This window comes from Acidimicrobiia bacterium (assembly GCA_029210695.1).
GTDB lineage: Bacteria > Actinomycetota > Acidimicrobiia > Spongiisociales > JAHEDJ01 > JAHEDJ01.
This window is the reverse complement of the sequence record JARGFH010000011.1, coordinates 23,746-43,025: the sequence shown is the minus strand read 5'-3', so window position 1 is coordinate 43,025 and position 19,280 is coordinate 23,746. Positions and strand designations below refer to the sequence as shown.

Below are 19,280 nucleotides of genomic sequence, written 5' to 3'. Positions count from 1 at the left end.
ATGCTGGTTGCGGTCGTGTTCGTGACAATCGCCGCACTAGGGCTGCTCGTCTTCTCCGACGGTACCGTTGAACTCCTTGGATTCGAGGCCCTGGTTCTGCTCGTCGTGATCCTGGCATTGCGCCTGCCCGGCCCGGCCCGTCGGGAGTCGCCGCCGGAGTTCCGCTACCGGCGCGATCGAGTGGAGCGGCTTCCTCCCCGCCTGGTCAGATTCGAGCGCCTGGTTGGGTTCTCCCGAACGAGCATGGTCGATTTCGATCATCGGCTGCTTCCGAGACTGCGTGAGATTGCCGATGCGCGCCTCTTGTCCAGCTACGGCGTGACCCTGGCCGGTTCACCGGAGCGATCCGAAGGTATCCTCGGAGCACCGGCCTGGGCCCTGTTGCGGCCTGATCGGGTTCTCATCGAGGACGTCGGGATACCGGGTCCATCTGTGAGCGAACTCCATGCTTTGGTGACGGCCATCGAGCGGATCGAGAGCCGGGACGGTGCAGCGCCGATAGGCTCCCAGTCATGAGCAACACCGTGGCTGAGCGAGCGCGACTGGTCATCGATGAAGTCGAGAAGGCCGTGCTAGGTAAGCGTCTTGCCCTCGAGATGGTCTTGATGGCCATGTTGTCGGACGGCCACGTCCTCATCGAGGACTATCCGGGGCTGGCCAAGACCCTCATGGCCCGATCATTTGCGGTCGTTACCGGCCTCGAGTTCGCCCGCCTCCAATTCACGCCGGACCTCATGCCGATGGACATCACCGGCTCAACTGTGATGGACCCTCAGACCGCATCATTCGAGTTCCGGCGCGGTCCCGTGTTCTCCAACTTGTTGCTGGCGGATGAAGTCAATCGCGCCCCTGCCAAGACCCAGGCGGCACTGCTCGAGGCTATGCAAGAACGGCAGGTCACGATCGATGGTGTCTCGCATCCGATCGAACGGCCCTTCCTGGTCATCGCCACACAGAACCCGATTGAATATGAGGGTACGTATCCGCTTCCGGAGGCCCAGCTGGACCGGTTCATCATGCGCATCAGCGTTGGCTATCCGACTGCGCTGGATGAACGGGCAATGCTGGCCAACCGGTTGGAGCGCCGGGTAGATGAGGTTGACCTCGATCCTGTCATCACGCCTGCAGAGCTACGAACGATGCAGGCGGCGGTCGAGGAGGTCCATGTAGACCCGGGTATTCTGGACTATTTGGTGGCCGTCGTTGCCGCCACCAGGGAGCAGCACCGGGTCCAGGTTGGATCGAGCCCCCGGGGCTCACTGGCTCTGCTGAAGCTCTCACGAGCCCGGGCGGCGCTCGGCGGTCGCGACTTCGTCACACCTGATGATGTGAAGTCGGTCGCCGTTTCGGCCCTGGCGCACCGGCTGATTCTGAAGCCGGAAATGTGGGTGCAGGACATCACCGACGCCGACATCGTCAGGGATTGTCTCGAAGCGGTGCCCGTCCCGCCCACCGTCCCCGGTCATTCGTGACCACCACCTCGACCCGACGGCTACGTGTCTTCCTGGTCGTCGGCGCACTGGCGGTTGCGCTTGGACTTGGAACCGGGAGGCCGGAGCTGGTGGCGATCGGGACGCCGTTCCTTGTTCTAGTCGGTTTGGGGTCGCTGACGGAGGAGGCGCCGGGACTGGCGGTCTCCGCCGCGCTCAACCGGCGGCGAGCACTCGAAGGTGAACGGGTGACTGTCGTGATTTCTCTGGAAGCGGCGCGGCCGATACGACGCACCGATGTCCTGATTCCACTTCCGGACGGGGTCGAATTCGTCGACGCCGGCCTGAATGGCGTACCCGCCGTCATCGACGAGGGCGTCGTGTTGGCTTCCCTACCTGCCGGGCCATCGACGATCGAGATCGGGTTGCGTTGCGTCCATTGGGGGACGTACCGCTTCGACCGAGTGGATGTGCGCTCACGGTCGTTGATCGGTACGCACGCTCGCTCGATCAGAGTGGGTGCGGTGCTCCAACTGAAGGTCTTCCCTCCGGCTGCGGTACTGCGCCGGTTGCTCGAACCGATTGAGACCCGGCTCGGTTTTGGCGATCTGGTGAGCCGGGCCCGGAGTGCCGGCTTCGAATACGCTGATTTGCGCGCCTATGTGCCCGGCGACGATCCGCGTTCGATCAACTGGCGGGTCACGGCCAGGGCGGGTGAACCGTGGATCACCGAGCGACATCCCGAGCGCAGTGCCGACGTCGTGTTCATGCTCGATACTTTCGCCGAAGCGCGACGCGGTGTTGACCAGACGCTCGACCTGGCTGTGAGGGCCGTGACATCACTGACGGAGGCACACGGACGTCGCCTTGATCGGGTCGGATTGCTGGCGTTCGGGGAGCCGGTTCGGTGGCTTCAGCCCGGAATGGGCGACCGGCACCGCTACCGGGTGCTCGACACGCTGATGGAGAGCCGGTTGGTGTGGCAACAATACTGGCGCGGCCTCGGGGCCGTTCCCAGGCGGTCACTCCCTGCAAACGCCTTGATCATTGCGCTCAGCCCTTTGCTCGACGACCGGGCCGTGCGCGCGCTCGCCGACGTGCGCGGTCGGGGATTCGACCTTGCCATCATCGAACTCGAGCTGCACGACTACCTGCCGGCCCCGCGCGACGATATCGACGCCATCGCCAGGAGGATCTGGTCGCTCGAGCGCGACCACATCCGGCATCGGTTCGAGCGCCAGGGAGTCGTCGTAGCGCCGTGGAGCGTCGGAGATCCTTTCCCGAATGCGATCTTGCAGGCGGACTCGTTCCGGAGGAGGCTGCTACGCGCCCGCGTCTGAACTCCGCATGGATGGTTGGTCTCGTTGCCGTGGGCCTGGCAATCATGCCCGTCCTTGTCGGTCGATCCGGACCCGCCCCGGTTGCGTTGGGGGTCATCGGCATCACTCTCGGGGTTGGTGGTTCAGTGGCGGGACGGGTAGCCCTGCTGGCGATGAGCGCCACCGTTTTTCTCGTGGAGGTGGCCGTCGCGCTCGATCCTTCTGAGGGCGCTGCCTGGTGGACGGTTGGGTGGGCTGCGCTGCTCTTCGTGTTTCTCGACGCCGGTGCAGGCCTCGTAGAACGGCGTGATCGGCTGCCGGGCGCGTTGGGGCGCCAGGCGCCGAGGATGTTCGGACTCGCCGTCGGTGTGGCCGTCGTTGCCGCGCTGGTGCTGACAGCGGCACAGGCCCCTCTCGAGCGCGGCCTTCTGGTGCAGGCGGCCGGGCTGGGAGCAGCTGCCACGCTCCTCCTGACCGTTGGCGTCCTGGCACGAGAAGACCGGGGAGAGGGCCGGTAGGATTTGCCTGTTGCCAATTGCCAATTGCCAATTGCCAATTGCTGGCTAGGGCCACACCCAGGACTGCACATCAACGGTCTGGGGTGGGAAGAGGGCGTCCATCAGGCGGCGCTGTTGTCCCAGGAGCACATCGGCATGGCGGCGTTCGAGTTCCAGGGCACCGAGCGGCCCGAGGATGAGATGGGCGATGAGGTCGGGCGGAACACCGGATCCGCCCGCCGACACCGGTGCCTGAACCCTTCCGCCGGTTGCCACGGGACCGAGCCGACCCTTCTCGATCGCCAAGCGCATCGACTCGCGGTATAAAGACAGCAGTAGCTCACCATCGTCGACTTCGAGCCCGGACCCCGTCAGCCGGAGGTTCAGCTCCGGTCGGATGGCCTCGAGCAGGTCGGCGGGTTTTGGAACCCGCGCGTAGTAGGCGTATCCATCATTCGTTCGGGTCGGCAAGTCAGCTGCGAAGTCTTCGAAACCCGGGCGCATCGCAATGGTGACTCCGCCGCCGACTCGACCGGCCTCTCCGATGAGACTCCGAAAGGTGCCGGGGTCGGCCGCAGACAAGTCGAAAACGAGTGTCGTACCGTCGTCGTCATACGTCCGCATCATGCCGACGGGTCGGTCGCCCCGCTCGGCGACAATCACGCGATAGACGGGAGAGGCGATCAGCCATGACCACATCAGCCCGTCGTGCTCGGCGACCATCATTGCCGAGGAAGCCGCGTGATCCTGGAGCGCCAGGATGTGATCGAGGTCGTCGATCGACGCCATCCGAAACGTCACGTCGTCTGCTCCACCGGGAATCGGCGGAGTGATGTCGATCGTGTCCGGTGTCGGAACTGCATATTCATATCCGAACCGTCGGTAGAAGTAGGGGATACCGACCATCCACTGCACTAGATCGCCTCGTTCCGACGAAATCCGGTGGACGAGTTCGAGTTGTCGACGGACGAGACCTCTCCCTTCGAATTCCGTCGCTGTGGCAACGAACTCGATGGCGGACGATGGAACCACCACAGATCCGATGTGAGTCCTGCTGGAGAACAACCCGAGCGTCGAAACCACCCGATCTCCGGCCACGGCAACGGTCCATCCACCTGGGCCGAACCGGGGGTCGTCGAGGGTCAGGCGCGCTTCCGGTCCGTCCTCTTCGCCGATCCGGTGGTTGACCAGTGCCACAATTCCGTCTGCATCCTCCGGACGGGCGATACGGACTTCGATCTCAGGTGAGGCCGACATGTGGTGCCCTCAGCCGAACTGCGGAACAACCTGCCGGGCAAATAACTCCAGGCTGGAGGCGTCGTAGGCGAGGTCGGCGAAGTAGAGGATGGCGTAGTCCATACCTGCCGCTTCCCATCGGCGGAGCTCGTCCACGATCTGTTCGGGGGTCCCAACCAGGCCGCCCTGCCCGGTGAAGTTGCCGAGGGTGCGCTCTGCCTGTTTCTCCCCGATGAGCGGGGTGTAGTGGTCGCGATGCCAGTCGAGCTTGTCTCCTACGTCTGATTCCGTTTCGCCGACGATCACGTTGAAGTTGGTCGAGCGCGTGATCTCTGCGAAGTCGCGCTCGACCGCCCGGCAGTGACCGGCGAGCACGTTCGACTTGTGTGTGAAATTCTCGACCGTCCCTCCGAAATTGGTGTAGTCGGCGTACCGGGCCGCCACGTTGAGGGTCAGCTGCTCGCCTCCGCCGGCGATCCAGATCGGGATGTGTGGCTCCTGGATGGGTTTGGGTTGACTGATGGCCCCGGCGAGTTGGTAGTACTTGCCATCGAAATCCACTGCATCTTCGGTCCACATGCGCCGCATGATCTCGACGCCTTCGCGGAGCATGCCGATGCGCACGGAGGGTTTGGGGAACTCGTAGCCGTATCCCGCGTACTCGTGCTCGTACCATCCCGCCCCGATGCCCATCTCGAGGCGGCCGCCCGAGATGACGTCGATGGTGGCTGCCACTTTGGCCAGATACGACGGCGGCCGGTAGGAGTTGCAGGTGCACATCTGGCCTAGTCGGACGGTGTCGGTGACGGCGGCCAGCGCAGCCATGAGCGTCCATGCCTCATAAGTGGGTTCCTGGGTGGGCTTCGGGACCGTGTGGAAATGGTCGTAAACCCACGCCGACTCAAAGCCCGACTGTTCGATCTCTTTGGCAACCCGCACCATCGTCGGCCATTGCTCTTCATCCGGGATCCCGACGAGGTCGAGACGCCAGCCCTGGGGGATGAAAGTTCCAAAACGCATGGATCCGACGTTAGCGACTATCAATGTGCAAGGCTTGCTGTATGCGAGCATGGCCCTTGATCCTTCTGCTCATGATGGTGGCGGCGTGCGGACCGACGACGGTGACGACGGCAGGAGGCGAATCCTCGCCCAGCACCACCACCGTCGAACTCACGACGGTCACGAGTAGGTCGAGCACTTCGACGTCGACCACCTCAACGACCATCGCGTCAACGACGACTACCTCGACCTTCACCACCACCACCACCACCACGACCGCTACCACCTCGACGGTGCCGGACCCGCCGCCCGGCGCCGTGACCGGTGTCACGGTCGGAACTGGCGGCGGAAGTGGCGAGGTGAGCGTGACATGGGACCACAACCCCGAATCTGATCTGGACCACTACAACGTCTACTTCAGTGACCTTCCGGGTGGTCCATATGCATTCCTGCGTATCGTGTCGCCGGGAGATTCGGCTCACTCGCCGGGCCGGGCAGGGTTCATCGATTTCGAGCGCGACCTGACGGTCGGGAAGACGTGCTACCGCATCTCGGCGGTTGATGCAGGCGGGAGCGAGGGCGCTTGGTCAACGGAGGCTTGTTTCGACGCCTGACCGTCGTCCATCGGAGGGAAATCCGCAACGAAGACAACCCGGCGCCTAGGGGACGCCGGGTTGTCTCGACAACTCGGGCTCAGTTGAAATCCGGGGACTCCGGTAGTTCGCCCATGGCCGCCACTACGGCGGGAGCGGCCGTGGGATCAATCCCATCGGGGTTTGCCCGCTTGCGAAATGCGCTGGCACCGATGACCAGGCCGATCGCAACGATCACGCCCGGAACGACCCATCCGGCGTCGAAGTCCCACGGGGTGTCGCTCACGAGTACCGGAACCGCCAGGGCCGCGAACAGCAGGCCAAACACCAATGACAGTATGTCGAGTGGATGTCGTTCTTGCATCATCATCCCTCCTGAATCCCTTGCTGCGTGACAACTATCTCGCCGACTCCTGCGTCGAGGTCCAGGATCAATGTTCCGGACGTGCCGCGCAGATCGTCGCTGCGGCCGACACCGAGTCCCTCGCTCGACCTTCCGAGGATCTCGACGCGTCCGACGCCTGTGCGTGCATTGATATCTGCTCCCTGATCGGCACCGAGGATCACTTCGATCTGCCCGGCACCGATATCGGCCCGCACGTCGACCGATCGGCCTTCGAGGTTCACGTCACTGAAATCGAGGACCAGACTTCCGGCGTCGAGGTGGTAGGTGGGCTGGATCTCTGCGACCAGAACCGGAGCGTAGATCGCGGTGGTGGCTTCGATATCGGTCACGATGTCGGTCGCCAATGCTCCGCCCAGGGCGAACAGAAGCACCAGGCCGAGTGCGATCAGGGCCCGGGAGCGACCCCAGACCGCCCCGACGAGGAGGCCGGCTGCCGTGATGGCCAGGGCGAGGCCCAGGTAATGGCGGCTCGAAGGTTCGATGGTGCCGACCGTTTCGAAGATCGCCATGACGCCGGTACCCACCAGCACCGCTGCCAAGGTCAGCCTGCCCAGCATGGAGGGTGGCTGCTTCGGCTTGGGTGGAGGTGGCGGAGTGGAGACCTGCAGAGTGGGGGACGGTGGAAGTGGAGGCATGATTTCTCCCGTCTTGGTCGGGGTGACATATTGTGCGGGCGCGGCGGGCGAACCGTCCGCGCTCTTCTTGGATCCGAGGTCTCCCCGAAAGAGGAGCACACCGATGATCAACAAGGCGACTGCCAGGCCGAAACCTCCGGCCCCGTCGCTGAGCATCGTCAACAACCAGATCCCGGCCAGGACGATCAGGACGGTTCCGACCACATTTTCACCGCCGAACTTGGACAGCCACCGTTCACCGATCGACTCGTCTGTTCCGGCGGCAGGGATCAAGAGCCATCCGGCCGCATACAAGAGAACGCCGATACCGGGGAACAATAGGAGGAGGAATACCAACCGGATGATCCACGGCTCTACGTCGAAGTAGCGTGCGAGGCCGGCGGCAACTCCGCCCAGTATCCCGTGTTCTCGACGGAGGGGTGGGCGAGTACCCCTTTCACCACCACCTGCCGGCTGCTCATCGGCGCCGGCAGGAGGCTGCTGGAGGTTTGTTTCGTTTGTCATGGGTGCATCGTCCTGCACGAGAGCCGTCCCGTCTATGAGGTATGGCCCCAGGGAAGCCCTGATACATCAGGGTTTTCTCAGGGGGATCCCTTGTTGGGAGGTTGCTGCTGCTGTGCGATCATTCTCGCGTAACCCAGAGGAGGAATCGATCTCCGACCAGACTCCCGACCAGGCGCCCGGATGGCGCTTCGCGTTCGTCCGCAATCAGGATGAGCGCATGGTGGCCGGCCTCAGCGCGGGGATCGCCGACGTTCTCGAGATCGAGGCCGTGTACGTCAGGGCAGCCTTCGTGTCGCTCGCTTTTGCTGGAGGCATCGGGATACTGCTGTACGCCGTCTTGTGGGTGATGTCGCTCGATGAGATATCGCCCGAACGGCTGGCCGCGCTGAAGGACCGTTTCGCCGCTCAACTGCCCCGCCAGCGACTAGCCCTCTGGGTGCTGTTCGGTGGAGTGTTCTTGATGCTGCGGAGTTTGGGGATCTGGTTCGGCGACTCCTTGGCGTGGTCGGCGACCTTCATTTCTTTCGGGTTTGCTCTGAGTTGGTCGCGCGTCGATCCGTCACGTCGGAGTCGCTGGGCGACACAGACGTTCACGGGTGAGGGCGGGAACTGGAGATCTGTCGCGTTGAGGATCCTGGCCGGTGGCGTGTTCATGACCGGAGGTTTGGCCATCTACCTCAACTCCGTTGATGCCAACGCTCTCGTTGGCAACGTTGCGCTGGCGGTGGGAATGACGATTGCCGGAATCCTGCTCGTTTTCGGACCCTGGGTCTGGCGGCTGGTGGGACAAGTCGGCGCCGAGCGCAGCGAGCGAATTCGGTCCGATGAACGGGCCGAAATGGCGGCTCACCTCCACGATTCGGTGTTGCAGACTCTTGCTCTCATGCAGCGGACCGATGATCCGAAATCGATGTCGATGCTGGCCCGTCAGCAGGAACGTGAGTTGCGCGGCTGGCTCTACGGCCCCGAGCCTTCTCCGGATGGAGAAACGATGAGATCGGCACTAGAAAGTGCGGCAGCGCGACTCGAGTCTGCTCATCAAATCCCGATCGATGTCGTGATCGTTGGCGACGCTCCGATGGATGATGCCGTCCGGGCGTTGGTGGCTGCGGCCGGCGAAGCCATTACGAATGCAGCGCGTCACTCGGGTGCGAACCTGATTTCGGTGTTCGCCGAAGCTGACGACGCTATCGCAGATGTCTTCGTCTCTGATCAGGGTAAGGGATTCATCCTTGACGGCGCCGATCCGGACCGAAAAGGGATTTCGGAATCGATCATCGGCCGTATGGAGCGGGCCGGAGGTGAGGCAACCATTACCAGCGAGCCGGGGGAAGGAACCGAAGTGCACATGTCTGTGAGGCGAACATGATCGATGTATTCCTGGTGGACGACCATCAACTCTTCCTGTCGGGGGTGAGGGCCGAGTTGAGTGAGGTGTTCACACTGGCCGGCGTGTCATCGGACGTGGACGACGCAGTCGAGAAGATCCGGGCGACGGCTCCAGACGTCGTTTTGGTGGACGTTCATATGCCCGGCGGTGGGGGCCTGGCTGTGGTCGGTGCCGTCCTGGAGACACACCCTGAGACGAAGTTCCTGGCGTTGTCGGTCTCGGACGCGGCAGAGGACGTAATCGCCATGATTCGCGCCGGAGCGCGCGGATACGTCACGAAGTCGATCGCGCCTGCGGAGCTGGCCGATGCCATCCGCAGAGTGAATGACGGCGATGCCGTGTTCTCGCCACGCCTGGCCGGTTTCGTTCTCGATGCTTTCGCAGATACGGTTCCCACCATTGTCGATCCCGAACTGGACCAGTTGACGTCGCGTGAACGCGAGGTGCTGCGCTTGATCGCTCGCGGTTATGCGTACAAGCAGGTTGCCTCGAAGTTGTCGATCTCCGTCAAGACGGTGGAGTCGCACGTCTCGGCAGTCCTCCGCAAACTGCAGCTGTCAAGCCGCTACGAACTGGCTCGCTGGGCAAGCGACAGAAGGATTGTGTAGCCAGCGCTCGCAGTCGCGTTTCTCCCCCGACGTCCCAGTCGGGGGAGATGCAGAGTCTTCGAGGCAGAGGGGGCATACCTCGGCTCGCCGTCCGCAACCCTACGACAACGCCTCTTGCGTCCCCTCATAGACCGCCCGTAGGAAGGTGAAAAGCAGGTCGGATCCGCCTTCGATCAATGCGGCATACGGCAGGAACCCGCCGGACCAACTTTCCCCGTGCCACGACGCGCCCGGCGGCAGTTCGATCGTTCTAAACGACTCGTCGAACGGCCACGGGTTGGCATAGAAATAGGGCTGCGGTTCGCCTTCGTCTCCCGGACTGAATCCGAACCCGATCTGCTTGCTGTACTCCTTCGGGCCGTCTTCTTCCTCGTATACCTCGACCCCCTGGCTGAACCATTCAAAGGACACATCGAAGTGGTGTGGCCACAGCTGAACCGGGCCCAGGTCACCCGTGAGACCGTCCCGGAACTCGCCGATTGCGTCCCGAACCGCCTTGAGGGTGATGTGGTAGTTGGCCGCTTCCGAGGGTGTAAACCCCTTGACGGCTACGACATCCCACCTCTTCGGATCGATGTCGAAGTCGCCCCCGAGTCTGTCCATCGTCTGGCGACCCACGACCGCGGCCGGGCCACCCAGGGCCACCTCCAGAGGACCGTGGACGCCGGTACCTGTAATCAACCCGGCGGCCGGATCCAGGATAAGATGGCCGGTACTCCCGTCGCCGAGCGGGAAGGCTCCGGTTTCAAGGCCGGCCTCGCCGATCTCGAGTGAGGCATGCCACCAGCGGGGGTGAGGCTCGCTTCGGGCAGCCCGGATGGTTCCGAGGATGCGGCTGTAGGCATGCAGAGCGGACACCGAGTCGGAGGCGGCAGGCAGAGTTGAGAGATTCACGAATGGCTCCGTGGGTTGTGGGTTCGAAGCCTTCAACGTGCCACGGCGCAGCAGCATTCCTGTCTTTCGCCCGTTCGACTGTGGATACACTCGCCGATGATGAAACCAGCCGAACCCGTCGATCCTGTGGACGCCTCAACCGTCATGGTGCTGCGCGATGGTGCCGATGGCGTTGAAGTGCTGATGCTCGAACGACATCTCGACTCCGACTTTGTCGGGGGCGCATACGTCTTTCCCGGCGGGAAACTCGACGTCGGCGACCACCTCGACGGCTCCCTCTGGGAGGGGATTGATCCCGCCACAGAAGCCGCCCGGATGGGCGTTGATGCCCGCCTTTGCCTCGGCTTGTACGTTGCGGCCGTACGGGAGACTTTCGAAGAAGGAGGGCTCCTGTTTGCCAGGCGAGAAGGCAAGAGAGTGTCGGCGGAGGACCTGGCAACCGCCTCTTTCGCACAGGCGAGGGAGCGCCTCAACTCCCGGGAGACCCGCTGGGACTGGACGGAGTGGCTCATCGCCGAGCGGTTGGTCCTGGACCTGGGTGCGCTGGTCTGGTGGTCGTGGTGGGTGACACCCCAAGGCGTGCACCGGCGTTTCGACACCCGGTTCTTCGTCGCCGTTGCACCCGAGGGCCAGCAAGCCGGCCACGACGACGTTGAGACCGTGCACTCAGTGTGGACCACCCCGGCCCGAGCGTTGACCGCGGCTGCGGAGGGACGGGCCATGGTCATCCTTCCCACTCGAAAGAACCTCGAACAGCTCGGCTCCCATCGAACGGCAAGTCAAGCCGTCGAATGGGCTACCGGGCAGACTCCGCCGAGGATAGAACCGGAAATCGCAACAGAAGCCGGACGGGTCATCGTGAAGCACGAGTCGTTCGGAGCGACTGAAGACATGTAGCGCTGGTCGCGAGTTGCTAGTCGCGGGTCGCGAGTTCTTCTGCGAAACTCGGTGCATGCGTGCGATGCGCCTTGCCCGGCCGGCTCTCATCGAGAGTGATCCTCTCGAACTCATGGAAGTCGCCGACCTGCGACCCGCTCCGCTCGAGCTGACCATCCAGATCAAGGCTTGCGGGGTGTGCCGCACCGACCTGCAGATCGCTGAGGGTGACCTCCCGGCTAGGCGACTGCCAATCATTCCCGGTCATCAGGCAGTCGGGCGGGTCGTGGCGGTGGGTGCAGGCGTTGACGGCTGGGCGGTGGGTGATCGGGCCGGGGTGGGGTGGATGGCAGGTGTGTGTGGGGATTGTTCTTTCTGTGCAAGCGGCCGAGAGAACCTCTGCACGTTTGCCCGCTTCACGGGTTGGGATCGTGACGGTGGGTTTGCCGAACAGATCAACGTGCGGGCGGACTTCGCGTTCCGGCTTCCCGAAGGATTGTCCGACATGGATCTCGCCCCGCTGTTGTGCGGCGGCGTCATCGGCTACCGCTCGCTGCATATTTCAGGCATCCAGCCGGGCGGTCGCCTGGGGCTCTTCGGCTTTGGTGCCTCGGCGTCCCTGGCCATCCAGGTGGCCACGTATTGGAACTGCGACGTGTTTGTCTTCACACGTTCGGAATCCGAAAAGCGGCGTGCCATCGATCTAGGGGCTGTCTGGGCGGGCGGCTACGGCGACGACCCGGGCGAGGCGCTCGATGCGGCGGTGACATTCGCACCGGTCGGTTCTGTCGTTGTGTCTGCGCTGCAAACGCTGGATCGCGGAGCCACGGTGGCGATCAATGCCATTCACCTGGATGGAATGCCTGCCTTCGACTACGACGATCTGTGGCTGGAACGCCAGATTCGCAGCGTCGCCAACTTCACTCGCCGTGACGTTGTGGAGTTCCTCGAACTGGCTGCGAAGATCCCGATTCGAACATCCTGGGAAACCTTCCCGCTCCATCTGGCAAACGAAGCGCTGGCTGCACTCAACTCCGGAACAGTTTCGGGTGCGGCCGTGCTGGTCGTGGGGTAGGGAAGCGCCCACCCGTCGAGTCCCACGATGAGTGAGACTAGTCACTCTGCGTGCGCTGCATTTGATTCCGCGGATATTTGGCGAGATACCGATGAGTCCACAACGGAGCTACCGACGGGTAGGGACACGGACGGCCGGGAGTCTTCATGCAAATCGCCAATCCTGGAAACGTCGATCGGTATCGGATCGCAACGGCGATGTTGGCTTCGGCGATCGCGATTGCGGTGCTTTTCATGCCTCAGTCCGAGGCTCCGGCTCAGGAATCGCAGCGGTTCATCGTTCAAGAGACCGAACTGTCTTGGGATGGGCCCGAGCGGTTCGTCGAAGACCATTCCGGCACGGTGGTCGCAGATCTCGGCGTGATCGGTGGCTTCGTGGCGGACATGCCGGCGAACCGGGCTGCCTTGCTGGCACTGAGCTGGGACTAGGACAAAGGAACGTATGACTTCCACCACCGTCCCGGACCTGAAGAAGGCTGTTCCGCGGCCGACCGGAAGCAGAGTTTGCTCGCGAAAGCGTGATATGAAACCGGCACAATCGAGTGGACCCAGCAGGGCTCGAGGGGCCCGAAGATCAGGATCCGTCTGGATGCTGACGATTCCGCTGATGGCGATCAGCCTGGAGATTGTCTGGTTAGTTGCACCGTTCGATCGGCTGGGCGGGCCCGTCGAGGTGACGTTCTGGATGCTTGCTCCCGCCTTTGCGCTCGGCGAGATTGCGGTCGTGCACCTGCGGTTCCGCAAGAACGCCCATTCATTTTCGATGAGTGAGGTGCCGCTGATCGTTGGCCTCTTCTCGGCACTGCCGCTCACCCTCATCGCCGCCCAGGCGATCGGAAGCTTTCTGGCATTCACGTTGCATCGGAAGCAGTCGGCCGTCCGTGTGGCCTTCAACGTCGCGCAGGGAATCGTCGTCACCTCGACGACGATCGGTATCTTCCGCTTGGTGGGCGCCGGGGAGAGCGCCCTCGGATATCTCGAGTGGCTGGCGGCGCTCATTGCGGTTGTGATCGGCGTGTCGATCGCCAACGTTCTCGTGCACATCGCTATCCGCATGTCCGGAAGCCGCAATACGCTCAAGGAAATCGGTGAGGTTCTGGCCTTCACGTTGATGGGCTCGATCGTCAACACGTTCCTAGGCCTGATCTTCGTGATGATCCTCTGGTCGAATCCGACTGCCTTCTGGCTGGCGGCCGCCCCACCGGCCGTTCTCTACGTGGCATACCGAGCGTACATCTCGCAACGATTGGAACGGGCCCGCCTCCAGTCACTCTACGAAGCGAGCGCGCGTCTCCACGGCGCTCCTCAGATCGATAAGGCGGCTGAGATCGCATGTCATGAAGCCATTTCTATGCTCGACGCGGAACGGGCCGAGATCGTCCTCTTCTCTGAGGTGGGCAGCCGCCTCGCCTACCGAACCGTCGTGACGTCGGACGGCACGGAAGTGAGGATGTTCCCGGTGATCATGACGGAGATCGAGCGTGAGGTCGCCGGGGCGATGGCCGAGACGGCGGCCCAGGTGCTCGGCGCCTCCGCGATGAGGGGAATCGCCGACGATGTTGAGATCAAGGATGCCGTCTCGGCGCCGTTGATAGGCTCGTCCGGGCCACTCGGCTACTTGCTCGTCGCCAACCGCCTCGACGACGTTTCGACCTTTGTATCCGCAGACGCCAAGCTGCTGGCCACTCTCGCCGGCCACATCACCGTTTCCCTCGAGAACGGGCGACTCGAGGACTCGCTTGCAGAACTCACGCGGCTCAAGGAGCAACTCGAGCAAGAGGTCAAGTCCAAGGACGAGTTCGTGGCGTCGGTGAGCCACGAACTGCGGACGCCGCTGACCGGCATCGTTGGCCTCTCGCATGAACTCGTCGCCAATCGGGAGTTCTTTGGCGATGAGGAGGTCAACGAGATCCTCATGATGATCTCGGAGCAGAGCTCGGAACTGGCCAACATCGTCGAGGATCTACTCGTCGGCGCCCGGGCAGACTCCGGGACGTTGGTGATCAAGCCGGAAACGATCGACATTCGCAAAGAGATCCAGACCGTCGTGTCGGGGCATGCATTGCTGGGGGCAGAAGGACACGTCGATGTGCCTGTATCGATCGGCGTGAATGCCGCCAGGGCGGATGGATTGCGGTTCCGCCAGATCGTCCGCAATCTGCTCACCAACGCCGCTCGCTACGGCGGAGACAATGTACGGATCGAGGTGTACCGCGCCGCCGGCCGGGTCGTCGTGGCTGTGAAGGATGATGGCAAGGGTGTTCCCGTCGGGCAGGAAATGTCGATCTTCGAGGCCTACCAGCGTGCACACAATGCGGTAGGTCAGCCGGCCTCTGTTGGACTGGGCCTCTCGGTGGCTCGCAAACTCGCCCGGCTCATGGGCGGCGACCTTCGCTACCACCGGATCAACGAGACCACCGCGTTCGAGTTGTCGCTGCCGCTGGCGTCCCAGCATGCGGTAGTGCGGCTCGACCAGGAAGACGTTGTCAGCGTCGGGAGGTTCTAGGTTGTGAGTTCTAGGTTCTTACGCGTCAGGCACTTGTTGGAGGCCCGACGAGGTAGAACCCATAACCTATGACCTATAACCTCTTCTCTAGCGCACCTCTTTGTCGGCGAGTGCTCGCGCGATCGCCATCTCTCGGCTGAATTTCTTCCAGTCGGATTGCTTTGTCGACATCGTCACATCGGAGATGATGAGCAATATGCCGAGCCCGATCAGAACGATCCAGGACCAGACCGGGGCTTCCATACCCCAGGCGGCGCCGAGCAACAAGAACGGGAGAGCCTTCGTCACCAATGCTCCGGATGCGTGCATCCATGCTCTTCGGCGAGCCGGAACCCTGAGGTAGGTGGCGTAGTCGGTCTTCACTCCCGGCTGCGGGCGGCTGAGTCCTGCGATGAACCAGTGCGTGAACCTCATGCCCATGGCTCGACCCACCAAGAGGTGGCCGAGACCGTGTGTTGTGACCAGCAACGCGCCGGTTCCGGCCAGGAGCAGGACAGCGTTCAATGGCTCGTCGACGTAATAGCCGGCCGCGATGATGACCAGGCCTGCCACCGTGCCGAACCACAAGAGCGCCTCTCCCACCGCGATCGGAAAGCTGCGGAACACCCAGGCTTCGAAAGCGCGCCGGTCGATCCGCCCCACCTGGTCGGCATAGCGGTCAACGAGCGTGGGATCCCGTTTGATGCGTCCGACTGCCTTCCAGAAGCCCTCCGCGCCAAGATCGATCGAATCACCAGACTCGAGCTGCCGCTCACACCTCGCTAGAACCGCATCGATATCGAACTCGGTCACGTCCATCACCTCCGGATCTGTATTAGAGAAGCTAGCTTGGCTTTCATGGAAATCGTTCGACCGGACAACCTGGTGGGCGCCCTCGACGCACTCGCATCACACCCGGACGCGTTGGTTCTCGCCGGTGGCACCGACGCCATGGTGCTGGTCAACGCAGGAATCCTGCGACCTGAGTACGTCATCTCGCTCAGACACGTCGAAGAGCTCAAGGCATGGAACGCCGGATTCATCGGCGCAGGTGTCACCTACTCGCGCCTCGAGGAGAGCGATATTGTGGCCCTTGCCGAACTGTCGCGTACCGTAGGTTCACCCCAGATCCGGGCTGCCGGCACGTTGGGCGGCAACCTCGGCACTGCCAGTCCGGCCGGTGACGCTCTGCCGTTCCTGGCGGCGGTCGACGCGACCGTCGAACTCGTATCGAAGCAGGGCGCCCGAACTTTGGCCTGGGACGAGTTCCTCATCGGTCCGAAGCAAAGCGCCCTCGGGCCCGACGAGATCATCCTGGGTGCCCGGCTTCCCGACGAGATGCCGGGGAAAACGGCCTTTGCCAAGATCGGCGTCCGGCAGGCGATGGTCATCTCGATCGCATCGGTATGTGTGACCCGCAACGAGGCGGGAGCAACAACTGTGGCACTCGGTGCAGTCGGTCCCACGGTTCTTCGTGCCCGGCGGGCCGAGATGATGATGTCCGCCGAGAGAGCTCCCGATGAGGCCGCGATGGATGAATTCCAGCGACTTGTCTCCGAGGAATCTCGACCCATCACCGACCATCGATCGACTGCGGAGTATCGCAAGATGGCCGTCGGTGTACTGGCTCGCCGTGCGCTCGAGAGGTGCCTTGTATGAACATCCGGTTGATCGTCAATGGTGGAACAACCAACGTCGAGGTGACCACGCCGGCCAGTTTGCTGCATGTGTTGCGAGAGGAACTCGGGCTGATGGGCACCAAAGACGCCTGCGAACAGGGGGAGTGCGGCTCGTGTTCCGTGCTGCTGGATGGTGATCTCGTGTGCTCGTGTCTGGTCATGGCCGCCGACGCCGACGGCCTCGAAGTGACCACAGTCGAAGGCATCGGTTCCGACGGCGACCTCCACCCGCTCCAACGGGCGTTCGTCGAGCATGGCGCAGTCCAATGCGGTTTCTGTACCCCCGGTTTCATCGTCGCCGGAGTGCATCTGCTCGACCGGAATCCGGTGCCGACCTCCGGCGAGCTCCGGGAAGCCCTGTCGGGCAACCTGTGCCGGTGCACGGGATATGGAGGCATCGAACGTGCCGTCCAGAGCCTTGTGGAGGGAACATGACGACTCGCGCCGGTACCGACCTGGAGGTGAAGTTTGGGGTCGGTGAGTCTGTACCGCGCCCCGACGGGATTCCGAAAGTCACCGGGCATTTCGCCTACGCCTCTGACCTGCATGCTGAGGACATGCTGTGGGGGGCGACGCTTCGTGCTCCTCATGCGCACGCCAGGATCACCAGCCTCGATGTGTCGTCTGCCGTGGCCATGCCGGGCGTCCACGCAGTCCTGACGTACGATGACCTTCCCGCCGAGCGATTTCAGGGTCAGATCGTCACCGATCAACCGGTGCTGGCCGACGGCGCCATTCGGTACTGGGGTGAAGTCGTGGCGATTGTTGCTGCCGACGACCCGACAATCGCCAGGACCGCCGCCGACGCCATCGAAGTCGAGTACGAAAACCTGGACCCCTTGACCGACGTTGACGAAGCTCTGGTCGCCGGTGAGGTGCTGCGAAAGGCGGTGGCATATCGGGGGGTCCGGGATGTGCAGGGTGCTGTGGTCGTGGAGGCCACCTACGAGACGGCCACCCAGGACCAGGCACCGCTCGGGAACGAAGCCGGCATCGCCATACCCGATGGGGCGGGAGGCATCGACGTATATGGACCGACGCAATGGACGCACGTCGACCACGAACAGATCGTTGCGTGTCTCGGCCTGCGCCCGGAAGAAGTCCGCGTTCACCCGACCGGCCTCGGTGGTGCGTTCGGCGCCCGGGAAGATCTCAGCCTTCAAACGCATCTCTGTTTGCTGGCACTCCAGACCGGGCGACCCGTCCGCATGGTGTTCGGCCGGGCGGAGAGTTTCGCCGCCCATGTGAAGCGGCACGCGGCGAGGATGTACTACCGCCACGAAGCAGACCGCGACGGCAACCTGGTTCGAGTGGAAGCGAAACTGCTCCTCGATGGAGGCGCCTACTCGATGACCAGCCCGGCGGTGATAGCAAACGCGGTCGGATTCGCCGTCGGCCCGTACCGCTGTCCGAACGTGTTCATTGATGGATACGCCCTTCGTACCAACAACCCTCCGGCCGGTGCGATGCGCGGATTCGGGGCCGTACAGACGGGCTTCGCCGTCGAATCTCAGATGGACCGCCTCGCCGGGGAACTCGGGATGGACCCGCTCGAACTGCGGCTACTCAACTCCATCGGTCCGGGAGATGTGCTGGCCACCACCGGTCAGGTGATAACCGAGCCACTTCCGACCCGTGAGGTGATCGAATCGGTTCGAGCCATGCCGCTCCCCGATGACTCGATCCCCTCCGATGTGCGTGAACTCCCTGGAGGTACCGGTCTGACGACGCCATCTTCGGTGGTGGTACGAGGCGTCGGCTATGCGGTGGGCTTCAAGAATCTGGCGTTTTCTGAGGGCTTCGACGATTTTGCCGAGGCCCGACTCACGTTGACTCCGGTCGGCATCGACATCCACACCGCAGCCATCGAGGTCGGCCAGGGCATGGTGACGGTGCTCGAGCAGATAACCCGAACGGTGACGGGAGTGGAGTCGGTGCGGGTCGTCTTCGATCACACATCACAGATCGGCTCCGCCGGGTCCACGTCGGCCTCCCGGCAGACTCAGATGGCTGGAGGAGCCGTCATGCGGGCGGCCGAACAACTCCGAACCGAGATCCTCGAGCACTACGGCGCCGAGGCACTCTCCAACGATGGCGTTTGGCGCAACGGTGAACTCGTAGTCTCGCTGGTGGAGGCATGCCGCGCGCGAGAGTTCTCTGCTCACGTCCGCCACAGGCATCAGCAGACCGATGAACCCGATGAGAACGGACAGGGCAACCTCCATGTTGACTTCGCCGTGTCCGCCCACCGGGCGGTCGTCGACGTGGATCCGGTGCTGGGTCTGGTCAAGGTCGTGAAGATCGATACGGCTCAGGACGTGGGTTTCGCCCTCAACCCGATGTCGGTGATCGGACAAATCGAAGGCGGCACGATGCAAGGCATCGGGCTGGCCATCATGGAGGAACTCGTCGTCGATCATGGCGTCGTCCTCAACGCCAGCTTCACCGACTACCTGTTGCCGACGTTCCTGGACGCGCCACCGGTTGAGGCCGTCCTCATCGAACAGCCGTCTAGCTGGGGGCCTTTCGGTGCCAAGGGCTTCGCCGAGCTACCGACCATCAGTTCCACCCCGGCCGTGGTTGCCGCGATACGGGCGGCCACCGGCAAAGCGCTGACGAGGGTGCCGGTCCGGCCGGAAGACATTGCATTCTGAG

At 63.2% G+C, this 19,280-nt stretch carries 21 protein-coding genes; 14 read left to right on the top strand and 7 right to left on the bottom strand.

What is annotated here, in order from left to right; genetic code table 11:
- Genes P1T08_05560 through P1T08_05545 form a run of 4 tightly spaced genes read left to right on the top strand, consistent with a single transcriptional unit; the run spans position 1 to position 3,267 of the window.
- Positions 1 to 516 (top strand): hypothetical protein, encoded by a 516-nt coding sequence (locus tag P1T08_05560; protein MDF1595548.1) that lies wholly within the window; start codon positions 1 to 3, stop codon positions 514 to 516.
- A complete protein-coding gene (locus tag P1T08_05555) occupies positions 513 to 1,472 on the top strand; it encodes a MoxR family ATPase (protein ID MDF1595547.1) in 960 nt (319 codons plus the stop codon). The genes P1T08_05560 and P1T08_05555 overlap by 4 nt, the downstream gene beginning before the upstream one ends.
- On the top strand, positions 1,469 to 2,770 hold the full coding sequence (locus tag P1T08_05550; GenBank protein MDF1595546.1) for a DUF58 domain-containing protein: 1,302 nt from the start codon (positions 1,469 to 1,471) through the stop codon (positions 2,768 to 2,770). Before P1T08_05555 ends, P1T08_05550 begins: the two co-directional genes overlap by 4 nt.
- A gap of 11 nt (positions 2,771 to 2,781) precedes the next feature.
- Positions 2,782 to 3,267: a hypothetical protein gene (locus P1T08_05545; protein MDF1595545.1), complete on the top strand. Its 486-nt coding sequence runs from the start codon at positions 2,782 to 2,784 to the stop codon at positions 3,265 to 3,267.
- Positions 3,268 to 3,312: 45 nt separating this feature from the next.
- Here P1T08_05545 and P1T08_05540 read toward each other — a convergent pair whose 3' ends face one another.
- From P1T08_05540 to P1T08_05530, 3 genes are read right to left on the bottom strand one after another with little or no spacing between them, the layout of a single operon-like run.
- Complete coding sequence (locus tag P1T08_05540; GenBank protein ID MDF1595544.1) at positions 3,313 to 4,503, bottom strand: GNAT family N-acetyltransferase; 1,191 nt, start codon at positions 4,501 to 4,503, stop codon at positions 3,313 to 3,315.
- A gap of 9 nt (positions 4,504 to 4,512) precedes the next feature.
- Positions 4,513 to 5,502: an LLM class F420-dependent oxidoreductase gene (locus P1T08_05535; protein MDF1595543.1), complete on the bottom strand. Its 990-nt coding sequence runs from the start codon at positions 5,500 to 5,502 to the stop codon at positions 4,513 to 4,515.
- 10 nt (positions 5,503 to 5,512) lie between these two features.
- Positions 5,513 to 5,812 carry a hypothetical protein gene (locus tag P1T08_05530; GenBank protein ID MDF1595542.1) on the bottom strand — a complete coding sequence of 100 codons (300 nt, stop codon included), beginning with the start codon at positions 5,810 to 5,812 and terminating at the stop codon, positions 5,513 to 5,515.
- 28 nt (positions 5,813 to 5,840) lie between these two features.
- Here P1T08_05530 and P1T08_05525 point away from each other — a divergent pair, with 28 nt between their 5' ends.
- The gene (locus P1T08_05525) at positions 5,841 to 6,095 is read left to right on the top strand and encodes a hypothetical protein (GenBank protein ID MDF1595541.1); all 255 of its coding nucleotides are present in this window, start codon (positions 5,841 to 5,843) and stop codon (positions 6,093 to 6,095) included.
- A 79-nt stretch (positions 6,096 to 6,174) separates the two neighbouring features.
- Here the strand turns inward: P1T08_05525 and P1T08_05520 are convergent, their stop codons facing one another.
- Both P1T08_05520 and P1T08_05515 read right to left on the bottom strand, forming a co-directional pair.
- Complete coding sequence (locus tag P1T08_05520; protein MDF1595540.1) at positions 6,175 to 6,444, bottom strand: hypothetical protein; 270 nt, start codon at positions 6,442 to 6,444, stop codon at positions 6,175 to 6,177.
- The gene (locus P1T08_05515; GenBank protein ID MDF1595539.1) at positions 6,441 to 7,619 is read right to left on the bottom strand and encodes a PspC domain-containing protein; all 1,179 of its coding nucleotides are present in this window, start codon (positions 7,617 to 7,619) and stop codon (positions 6,441 to 6,443) included. Before P1T08_05515 ends, P1T08_05520 begins: the two co-directional genes overlap by 4 nt.
- Before the next feature lie 112 nt (positions 7,620 to 7,731).
- Here P1T08_05515 and P1T08_05510 point away from each other — a divergent pair, with 112 nt between their 5' ends.
- Together P1T08_05510 and P1T08_05505 are read left to right on the top strand one after the other, a co-directional pair.
- Positions 7,732 to 8,988 carry a PspC domain-containing protein gene (locus tag P1T08_05510; GenBank protein MDF1595538.1) on the top strand — a complete coding sequence of 419 codons (1,257 nt, stop codon included), beginning with the start codon at positions 7,732 to 7,734 and terminating at the stop codon, positions 8,986 to 8,988.
- On the top strand, positions 8,985 to 9,617 hold the full coding sequence (locus tag P1T08_05505) for a response regulator transcription factor (GenBank protein ID MDF1595537.1): 633 nt from the start codon (positions 8,985 to 8,987) through the stop codon (positions 9,615 to 9,617). Before P1T08_05510 ends, P1T08_05505 begins: the two co-directional genes overlap by 4 nt.
- 99 nt (positions 9,618 to 9,716) lie before the next feature.
- Here the strand turns inward: P1T08_05505 and P1T08_05500 are convergent, their stop codons facing one another.
- Positions 9,717 to 10,511, bottom strand: coding sequence for a DUF5996 family protein (locus tag P1T08_05500; GenBank protein ID MDF1595536.1), 795 nt, complete (start codon positions 10,509 to 10,511; stop codon positions 9,717 to 9,719).
- A gap of 96 nt (positions 10,512 to 10,607) precedes the next feature.
- Here P1T08_05500 and P1T08_05495 point away from each other — a divergent pair, with 96 nt between their 5' ends.
- The 4 genes from P1T08_05495 (at position 10,608) to P1T08_05480 (ending at position 14,967) form a co-directional block, all read left to right on the top strand.
- The gene (locus P1T08_05495) at positions 10,608 to 11,408 is read left to right on the top strand and encodes an NUDIX hydrolase (GenBank protein MDF1595535.1); all 801 of its coding nucleotides are present in this window, start codon (positions 10,608 to 10,610) and stop codon (positions 11,406 to 11,408) included.
- A 55-nt stretch (positions 11,409 to 11,463) separates the two neighbouring features.
- Entirely contained in the window at positions 11,464 to 12,462 is a 999-nt protein-coding gene (locus P1T08_05490; protein MDF1595534.1) for a zinc-dependent alcohol dehydrogenase family protein, read from the top strand.
- A gap of 146 nt (positions 12,463 to 12,608) precedes the next feature.
- The gene (locus P1T08_05485) at positions 12,609 to 12,890 is read left to right on the top strand and encodes a hypothetical protein (protein MDF1595533.1); all 282 of its coding nucleotides are present in this window, start codon (positions 12,609 to 12,611) and stop codon (positions 12,888 to 12,890) included.
- Between the two features lie 160 nt (positions 12,891 to 13,050).
- Entirely contained in the window at positions 13,051 to 14,967 is a 1,917-nt protein-coding gene (locus tag P1T08_05480; GenBank protein ID MDF1595532.1) for an ATP-binding protein, read from the top strand.
- Between the two features lie 87 nt (positions 14,968 to 15,054).
- Here the strand turns inward: P1T08_05480 and P1T08_05475 are convergent, their stop codons facing one another.
- Positions 15,055 to 15,759, bottom strand: a complete 705-nt coding sequence (locus tag P1T08_05475) for a hypothetical protein (GenBank protein ID MDF1595531.1) — start codon at positions 15,757 to 15,759, stop codon at positions 15,055 to 15,057.
- Positions 15,760 to 15,804: 45 nt separating this feature from the next.
- Between P1T08_05475 and P1T08_05470 the strand changes: the two genes are divergently transcribed.
- From P1T08_05470 to P1T08_05460, 3 genes are read left to right on the top strand one after another with little or no spacing between them, the layout of a single operon-like run.
- Positions 15,805 to 16,605: an FAD binding domain-containing protein gene (locus P1T08_05470; GenBank protein ID MDF1595530.1), complete on the top strand. Its 801-nt coding sequence runs from the start codon at positions 15,805 to 15,807 to the stop codon at positions 16,603 to 16,605.
- Entirely contained in the window at positions 16,602 to 17,060 is a 459-nt protein-coding gene (locus tag P1T08_05465; protein MDF1595529.1) for a (2Fe-2S)-binding protein, read from the top strand. The genes P1T08_05470 and P1T08_05465 overlap by 4 nt, the downstream gene beginning before the upstream one ends.
- The gene (locus P1T08_05460) at positions 17,057 to 19,279 is read left to right on the top strand and encodes a molybdopterin-dependent oxidoreductase (GenBank protein MDF1595528.1); all 2,223 of its coding nucleotides are present in this window, start codon (positions 17,057 to 17,059) and stop codon (positions 19,277 to 19,279) included. The genes P1T08_05465 and P1T08_05460 overlap by 4 nt, the downstream gene beginning before the upstream one ends.
- Position 19,280 lies beyond the last annotated feature (1 nt).

What these genes read in the sequence shown, in the direction of transcription:
- P1T08_05560 (MDF1595548.1), top strand. Translation starts at nt 1, where the DNA reads ATGCTGGTTGCGGTCGTGTTCGTGACAATCGCCGCACTAGGGCTGCTC.
- P1T08_05555 (MDF1595547.1), top strand. Translation starts at nt 513, where the DNA reads ATGAGCAACACCGTGGCTGAGCGAGCGCGACTGGTCATCGATGAAGTC.
- P1T08_05545 (MDF1595545.1), top strand. Translation starts at nt 2,782, where the DNA reads ATGGTTGGTCTCGTTGCCGTGGGCCTGGCAATCATGCCCGTCCTTGTC.
- P1T08_05540 (MDF1595544.1), bottom strand. Translation starts at nt 4,503, where the DNA reads ATGTCGGCCTCACCTGAGATCGAAGTCCGTATCGCCCGTCCGGAGGAT.
- P1T08_05535 (MDF1595543.1), bottom strand. Translation starts at nt 5,502, where the DNA reads ATGCGTTTTGGAACTTTCATCCCCCAGGGCTGGCGTCTCGACCTCGTC.
- P1T08_05520 (MDF1595540.1), bottom strand. Translation starts at nt 6,444, where the DNA reads ATGATGATGCAAGAACGACATCCACTCGACATACTGTCATTGGTGTTT.
- P1T08_05515 (MDF1595539.1), bottom strand. Translation starts at nt 7,619, where the DNA reads ATGACAAACGAAACAAACCTCCAGCAGCCTCCTGCCGGCGCCGATGAG.
- P1T08_05505 (MDF1595537.1), top strand. Translation starts at nt 8,985, where the DNA reads ATGATCGATGTATTCCTGGTGGACGACCATCAACTCTTCCTGTCGGGG.
- P1T08_05495 (MDF1595535.1), top strand. Translation starts at nt 10,608, where the DNA reads ATGATGAAACCAGCCGAACCCGTCGATCCTGTGGACGCCTCAACCGTC.
- P1T08_05490 (MDF1595534.1), top strand. Translation starts at nt 11,464, where the DNA reads ATGCGTGCGATGCGCCTTGCCCGGCCGGCTCTCATCGAGAGTGATCCT.
- P1T08_05485 (MDF1595533.1), top strand. Translation starts at nt 12,609, where the DNA reads ATGCAAATCGCCAATCCTGGAAACGTCGATCGGTATCGGATCGCAACG.
- P1T08_05480 (MDF1595532.1), top strand. Translation starts at nt 13,051, where the DNA reads ATGCTGACGATTCCGCTGATGGCGATCAGCCTGGAGATTGTCTGGTTA.
- P1T08_05470 (MDF1595530.1), top strand. Translation starts at nt 15,805, where the DNA reads ATGGAAATCGTTCGACCGGACAACCTGGTGGGCGCCCTCGACGCACTC.
- P1T08_05465 (MDF1595529.1), top strand. Translation starts at nt 16,602, where the DNA reads ATGAACATCCGGTTGATCGTCAATGGTGGAACAACCAACGTCGAGGTG.
- P1T08_05460 (MDF1595528.1), top strand. Translation starts at nt 17,057, where the DNA reads ATGACGACTCGCGCCGGTACCGACCTGGAGGTGAAGTTTGGGGTCGGT.